This is a genomic window from Shewanella sp. 11B5, assembly GCF_002836795.1.
GTDB classification, from domain to species: domain Bacteria; phylum Pseudomonadota; class Gammaproteobacteria; order Enterobacterales; family Shewanellaceae; genus Shewanella; species Shewanella frigidimarina.
In genome coordinates, this window is the sequence record NZ_PJAP01000291.1 from 1 (window position 1) to 7,453 (window position 7,453).

The following is a 7,453-nucleotide window of genomic DNA, read 5'->3' on the forward strand; positions in this document are numbered from 1 at the left end:
TTGCTAACAAAATAGCAATAATCACGTCGGTAACATTACTCTACCGATTAAATATGGTTCAATTTTATCGATAAAACCAGTTTTTTGACAATGGAAATTTCAATAATAAAAAAATCTTTGTTTTTTATTTTATTGGCTTAAGCTAAAACTGAATGATTTTTAGCTTAAGCCATCTATATGCCTAACTTGAATGACGAGAAAATGACACATTGTCAATCAAGCGCGCTTTACCGAGATACGCTGCCCCAATAACCACTAGCTCACTGTCTGCTGCTGTGACTTGACGCAATGTATTGGCATTTCTCACTTCGAGATAATCAGGAGTAAAACCAGCTGTTATCAGTAGTTTTTTGGCTGTGGTGATAGCTTGTTGTGTTGCTTCACCGCGTTGAATCGCGTTAACAATACTGTCTAATGCTTGTTTTAATGTTGCTGCTGAGTGCTTTTCTTCAATGGTTAAATAGCCATTACGAGAGCTCATCGCAAGACCCGATTGTTCTCGGATAGTTTCCACCCCTATTACATCAATCGGCATCGATAAATCTTCAACCATGGTTTTGATAATCATCAATTGTTGAAAATCTTTACGGCCAAATAAGGCAATATCAGGTTGAACAATATTAAACAGTTTGGCGACTATGGTGGCCACACCACGAAAATGACCTGGACGACTTGCACCGCATAATTCATCGCCAATTTCAGGTACTTCAATGTAGGTTTGTTGCGCCAAGCCTTTGGGATAAATGATTTCTGGTGTTGGAGTGAAGAGTATTTCTGTTCCGGCAGCCATCAGCTTGTCACTATCTTGTTCTAGTGTACGTGGGTAACCGTCTAAGTCTTCATTAGCGCTAAATTGCATTGGATTAACAAAAATAGATACCACCACATGGTCTGCGCGCTTTTTAGCTTCATTCACTAAGGTGATGTGACCTTGGTGTAAATTACCCATAGTCGGCACAAAAGCAACCGTTTCGCCTTTGCTGCGCCAAGTCTTAACATGTTCGCGAATGGTTGAGATAGCGGAGGTGGTTATCATTTTCTGTTCGAACCTTAATAAAAACAATGTAGTCATTGATATAGATTTATTGATTAGCCTCAACCCTGGTAAGAGCTAGGGTAATCGATAACAACGGGTTTATTTTACATCTGCAAATCAAACTTGCCGTGTGTTGCTAACTAGGTGCATCGACTTATCAATTGTCGATAGAGTGTAAGTCAATGCAGCGTAGATAGCAGGGCAAAAGATTGTAATAAACCTTTATTATCAGAATTATATACTAATTAAAGGTATGTTCTTCAGCAGGGAATGTGCCGTTAGCAACTTCATCAATATAGGCTCTGATAGCCGAGCGAATTTCGCCGGTTTGTTTGAGGTAGTTTTTTGAAAAACGGGGAATGTAGCCACTCGAAATGCCTAACACATCATGCATAACAAGTATTTGACCATCGGTGTCAGCACCCGCGCCGATCCCAATAACTGGAATGGTTAGTGCTTCAGTAATGGCTTTAGCCAGTGGGGCTGGAATACACTCAACCACTAATAATTGCGCACCAGCAGCTTGCAATGCTTTAGCTTCATCTAGAATGCGTTGCGCGTTATCAGCATCGCGACCTTGCACTTTAAATCCGCCAAAAACGTTCACCGACTGTGGTGTTAATCCTAGGTGAGCACAAACTGGAATACCACGTTCGGTTAACATTTTTACGCTTTCAAGTAACCAATGTCCGCCTTCTAATTTGACCATGCTGGCACCTGCCTGCATTAATATTGCCGCGTTATTCATGGTTTGCTCTGGGGTGCTATAACTCATAAACGGCATGTCTGCGATGAGTAATGCGCGCGCAACACCACGTTTAACACAAGCAGTATGGTAAGCTATATCGGCAATGGTTACTGGTAGGGTATCGTTATGGCCTTGAAGCACCATACCGAGTGAATCACCCACTAAAAGTACATCCACACCTTCACTGTCAAATGCGCCGGCAAAACTAGCGTCATAAGCCGTTAATGCGGTGAACTTTTTACCTTCTTGTTTGAACTTGATCAGGGTCGAACTGGTGACTTTTGACATAGTAGACTCTTAAAACAATATTGAAATACTAAAAGCTGAGCTTAATGTTCTGTCTGTTAAGATCAACTTTAATCGATAAGCTTTTGCAATTCATCACGCATTGCCACTCTAATAAGGCTTTCAAGGCTTGTATTACAGGGTAATATTAGCGCTGGTGCAATGTCTGCTAATGGAACTAACACAAAACTGCGTTGCTTCATGCCGTAATGAGGCACACAAAGACGAGATTCGTTGATGTGTTGTTGACCATAGAGTAACAAATCTAAATCTAAGGTACGAGGTCCCCAATGTTCAAGCCGTACACGCCCTTGTTGTTGCTCAATCTCTTGTAAAGCATCGAGTAACTCAATGGGCTTTAGCGAGGTTTGAAACCCCGCGACAGCATTGACATAATCTGGCTGAATAACATCACCCATGGGCTTGGAACCATAATAAGCTGACACTGTAAAAGTGTTGTTTATTGCCAATGCTTTTAGCGCCAATACCGCAACATCGAGTTGTTGTATTGGTTCGGCTAAATTAGCGCCTATGGCGACATAAACTTGGACCGCCATGATTGTTATTCTTCCGCAGGCTTGGCTGCTGGTTTACGGCGACGTTTACGCTGTGGTGCATTTCTGTTGCGACTATTACTGCCTTTGATGCTTTTAGCGATATCGCTACGGTCAGTTTCATCGGCTTCTACAAATGCCTTCCACCACTCAGCTATCTTGGCAATATTACCCATTTCAACTTCACCGCGCAGTAGCAGTAAATCATAAGCTGCTCTGAACTTAGGATGCTCTAGCAGTTTAAATGCTCGAGTGCCTTGACCACGTTCTAATCGTAACTGCAATTGCCAAATGTCGCGTGCAGGAGTGCTGAATCGGCGTGGTAAACTAATTGTTAGGCACTGTTTTTCAAGCACATCACCCATTGCAGCAACATATGCATCGTAATGAGTTAAGCCGCTTTCAATGGCAATATCATCAGCTCGTTGCTTAACGGGATACCATAAGATTGCCGCAAAGAAAAATGCCGGAGTCACGGTTTTATCTTCGCTAACACGAATATCGGTATTACGCATAACGACTTGCAGCATTTTAGCGGCATGCCCTTTAGGCGACTCTTCAATTAATGCACCCACTTGTGGGAACAAGGGCGCGAATAAACCAAAACGTTGCATCATGTGGTAATTGGCTTCTGCCTTACCAGCAAAAAACAGTTTTAATACTTCTTCATACATGCGCGCAGCAGGAATATCGGCTAGCAATGGAGCAAGGGCTTTGATGGGATCCGCTGTCACTGCATCGATTTGCATATCAAGTTTCGTTGCAAAACGAACTGCACGAAGCATACGCACTGGATCTTCACGGTAACGCGTATCTGGATCGCCAATAAGCTTAATCGTTCTAGCATTGAGATCGTTTATTCCACCACCATAGCTGCGAATAGAGTAATCACTGATGTCGTAGTAGAGCGCGTTAATGGTGAAGTCACGGCGTTCAGCATCTTCATCAATCTCACCGTAGACGTTATCGCGTAATAGACGACCTTCAGCGTTGGATTTGGACACTTTATCATTGCTTTCACTGTGGTGACCGCGGAAAGTGGCAACCTCAATGACATCACGACCAAACACGATATGCGCCAGTCTAAAACGACGGCCGACTAGGCGACAATTGCGAAATAACTTTTTAATGTCATCTGGGGTGGCATTGGTAACAACGTCAAAATCTTTCGGTTCAAGACCTAATAGAATGTCACGTACTCCACCGCCGACTAAATAAGCTTTGTAGCCTGATTTATTAAGGCGATAAAGGACTTTTAGTGCATTTTCACTAATTTGACGACGTGAAATTGAGTGACCATCTCTGGAGATAATATCCAGACGTAAGCCATCTTCTTGAATCGGTTCTTCAAGGACTGGAGCTACTTTGTTGTTTTCAAATAGCTGTTTACAGAATTGGCTAATACGGCGAAAAATAATACACCTCGGAATGCTATAATAATTTGATTAAAAATCTGGCGGGTATAATACATTAAATGTGACTGAATGAGTATACGTGCAGTTGCGCTAAAAAGGGCTTAATGCAATAACTTATGTCGGTTAATGACGATACCTAGTCGTTTATTGTCGATAAGACAATTTCTTTTTGTGCTGGAATCGTGCTTAGGTCAAATTGTTCAACAGCCTGTTTTAGCATCACCTCTACTGAATCTACATCGACAGCTTTTTGGCCTAAAAAGGTAAGGGCGGCATTAATACTGGCTTGAGGGTGAATGACATCGATAGCTGGAGCATAATTTTGCTTGGATAATTTAAAGCCTTTCTCGGCACAAACTAACGGCAAATGTAGCCAATCAGGAGGCGTAAATTCCAATTGGGTAAACAAACTTATTTGTCGGCAACTGGCTTCAAGTAAATCACAACCTCTGACCACTTCAGTTATGCCTTGATACGCATCGTCGAGTACAACGGCGAGTTGGTAAGCATACAAACCATCACTGCGTTTAATAATAAAGTCTTCTTCGGCGAAAGCTTTATCAACCACCACCGGGCCTTGAAGTTTATCAACAAAATGATCAACTTTAACGTGATTACGAATTCGAATTGCACCGTGTGTCAGTCTAGGCTGAAGTCGGCCACAACGGCCGTCATACACGCCGCCACTGGTTTGGATTATTTTACGTGTGCATTGGCAATAATAAGCAAGATCACTGGCGATAAACGCTTCAATTTGCTCTTGATAAACCTGATATCGTTGCTGTTGAAATAGTACGGTTCCATGCCAATGTAAGCCGTAGGCATCGAGTGTTCTAAGGATATTATCGCTTGCACCGGGGACTTCGCGTGGCGGGTCGATATCTTCTATGCGGACAAGCCATTGGCCTTGCTGACTGTGCGCGCGAAGATAACTGCCTAATGCTGCAACGAGTGAGCCAAAATGCAGTGAACCTGATGGTGAGGGCGCAAAACGTCCGATATAGGATGGGGGAATCATGTTATAGCGTTGTTTGTCGTTAACATCGTATTGTTATTATCGTCAGTTAATGTGACAACACAATAGCCTTGTTAATTTGTTAGTGGGTAAATAAAGTAAAATAAAAAGGGCGAGATAATCTCGCCCTAATCAATAACGGGTTAACCCGCCATTTGTTTTTCTTTTATTTCAGCTAACGTTTTACAATCGATACATTGATCGGCTGTAGGGCGAGCTTCAAGTCGACGGATACCAATTTCTACACCACATGAGAAGCAGAAACCAAAATCATCTTCTTTGATCAACTGTAAAGTCTTTTCAATCTTTTTGATCAATTTACGTTCTCTGTCACGAGCGCGTAATTCTAAGCTGAATTCTTCTTCTTGTGCTGCACGGTCGACAGGATCAGGAAAGTTTGCAGCTTCATCTTGCATGTGAGTTAACGTACGGTCGACTTCTTCACGCAATTGGTTACGCCATGCTTCGAGGATCAATGTAAAGTGACCACGTTGCTTGGTATTCATATACTCTTCACCAGCCGATTCCTGGTAAGGATCTACTCCAGCGATAGCGAGTACGCCAAGTTTTTTCGTGCCTTGAGGCATAACGCATCTCCTGTAATCATTTGCGTTTTAAGGACGTCTTAAATTTATGGCCGCTATCTATACCAGAAACTCTATAGCGTGGCAAATTTTTTACCTGTTATTTAATTTTTATTTTGATCTACAGCATGACTTTACAAGCTGAAGTGATCAGGCTTCCCTGTGGCGAAAGCGCTGTTTTATAAGCTAGCACTTCAACGCCATTTGCTACGGCTTGTTCAAGTAAGTCTGCGTAATGTGGATCTATGTGTCGCGCGGGTTTAACACTCGTGATGCCACTGTGCTGCACTACAAATAATAAAACCGCGCGATGGCCTAATTCCACCATGTGGATTAATTCTCGCAGATGCTTCTGTCCACGCGTGGTTACAGCATCTGGGAAGTAACCTATTTGATCTTCTAGCAAAGTGCAGCTCTTCACTTCAATATAGCACTCAGGTCGGTTTTGGCTAGTGAGCAAGATATCGATGCGGCTATTTTCACTGCCGTACTTCACTTCACGTTTTAAATGCTCGTAACCTAACAGTTCGGTAATCACTTGCCGATTAATCGCTTCTTCTGCAAGAGCATTGGCTCGTCCGGTATTAATCCCGATATAATGCTGCTGATCTGTCTGCATTAGTTCCCATGTGTGGGCATATTTTCGTTTTGGATTGTCGGAGGTGGAAAACCACACCTTTTCACCAGGGAATAAGCAATTTTTCATTGAACCAGTATTTGGGCAATGAATAGTGATTTCTTGCCCGTTAGGTAGCATGATATCGGCAAGAAATCGTTTGTATCGTTTAATTAATACACCGGACTCTAATTCGGGAGTAAATTTCATCGATGACTCATCTAATGAGTTGATTTACAACAATGCTAACAAACTTTAGCTTGGTTTATCGATTATGTTTTGTCTACACTACTGCCATTAGCTCGTGATTAAGCTCGAGCATTGGTGTTATTTGGCTTACTACAAGGGATTATTATGAATATTATGACCGTTACGCTCACCACCGAAGCCCCTGCAGAACATTGGGGTAAAGCTGATGTGACTTACCAAGGTACTAAGGCAACAATCCATCTATCGGGTAGCGATGAACTGCGTCAAGTACAGATGGCGGCAAGAAAAATCCGCAATCAAGGCATTAATTATGTACAGCTGGACGGCGGCTTATGGACCCTGAATTCACAGTGGGCATTTGCACAAGGTTTTGCCACGGCTAAAGCAGGATACCAAGTGGATTGGTGTGGTAGTGACGCCGATAAAGAGACGTTGAATCAACGTGCTGTAGCGGCCCAGTTTGCTCGTAAATTGATTAATGATACTCCTGAAGATTTATCGCCATTATCGTTAGCTAATCAAGCGGCGTCTTGGTTAAAAAATATTGGTGGTGACCATGTCAGTTTTAACATTATTGAAGGCCATGAATTATTAGAAAAAAAATGGGTCGGAATTCATGCTGTTGGTCGTGGTAGTGAACGTCCTCCTGCATTGTTAGAGCTTGATTTTAATCCGTTAGGTGCGGATGCTCCAGTCTCTGTTGCCTTAGTGGGCAAAGGCATAACGTTTGACTCAGGCGGCTATAGCTTGAAGTCGTCAGAAGGCATGTTAGCGATGAAGTGTGACATGGGCGGAGCTGCCACGGTTACTGCTGCATTAGGATTAGCCATGAAGGCTGGTTTGAACAAACGCGTTAAGCTATTTTTATGTTGTGCAGAAAACTTAGTTAGCGGTAATGCTTTCAAGCTGGGTGATGTTCTAACCTACAAAAACGGCACCACGGTTGAAATCGTTAATACTGATGCTGAAGGACGTTTAGTGCTAGCTGAT

General features: G+C 42.6%; 8 protein-coding genes. 1 reads left to right on the forward strand and 7 read right to left on the reverse strand.

The window, feature by feature from the left end:
• Positions 1-181 precede the first annotated feature (181 nt).
• From panC to sfsA, 7 genes are all read right to left on the reverse strand, one after another.
• Positions 182-1,036 (reverse strand): pantoate--beta-alanine ligase, encoded by an 855-nt coding sequence (panC, locus tag CXF78_RS05570; protein WP_102036216.1) that lies wholly within the window; start codon positions 1,034-1,036, stop codon positions 182-184.
• A gap of 241 nt (positions 1,037-1,277) precedes the next feature.
• A complete protein-coding gene (panB, locus tag CXF78_RS05575; RefSeq protein ID WP_011638719.1) occupies positions 1,278-2,072 on the reverse strand; it encodes a 3-methyl-2-oxobutanoate hydroxymethyltransferase in 795 nt (264 codons plus the stop codon).
• A 68-nt stretch (positions 2,073-2,140) separates the two neighbouring features.
• Positions 2,141-2,626, reverse strand: coding sequence for a 2-amino-4-hydroxy-6-hydroxymethyldihydropteridine diphosphokinase (gene folK / locus CXF78_RS05580; protein ID WP_102036217.1), 486 nt, complete (start codon positions 2,624-2,626; stop codon positions 2,141-2,143).
• A 5-nt stretch (positions 2,627-2,631) separates the two neighbouring features.
• The gene (gene pcnB / locus CXF78_RS05585; protein WP_059744576.1) at positions 2,632-3,933 is read right to left on the reverse strand and encodes a polynucleotide adenylyltransferase PcnB; all 1,302 of its coding nucleotides are present in this window, start codon (positions 3,931-3,933) and stop codon (positions 2,632-2,634) included.
• Positions 3,934-4,174: 241 nt separating this feature from the next.
• Positions 4,175-5,056: a tRNA glutamyl-Q(34) synthetase GluQRS gene (gene gluQRS, locus CXF78_RS05590; protein WP_102036219.1), complete on the reverse strand. Its 882-nt coding sequence runs from the start codon at positions 5,054-5,056 to the stop codon at positions 4,175-4,177.
• Positions 5,057-5,196: 140 nt separating this feature from the next.
• Complete coding sequence (gene dksA, locus CXF78_RS05595) at positions 5,197-5,640, reverse strand: RNA polymerase-binding protein DksA (protein WP_011638715.1); 444 nt, start codon at positions 5,638-5,640, stop codon at positions 5,197-5,199.
• Between the two features lie 118 nt (positions 5,641-5,758).
• Positions 5,759-6,463: a DNA/RNA nuclease SfsA gene (sfsA, locus tag CXF78_RS05600; protein ID WP_102036220.1), complete on the reverse strand. Its 705-nt coding sequence runs from the start codon at positions 6,461-6,463 to the stop codon at positions 5,759-5,761.
• A 144-nt stretch (positions 6,464-6,607) separates the two neighbouring features.
• Between sfsA and pepB the strand changes: the two genes are divergently transcribed.
• The coding region (pepB, locus tag CXF78_RS05605; RefSeq protein ID WP_102036221.1) for an aminopeptidase PepB at positions 6,608-7,453 on the forward strand (846 nt) is incomplete at its 3' end.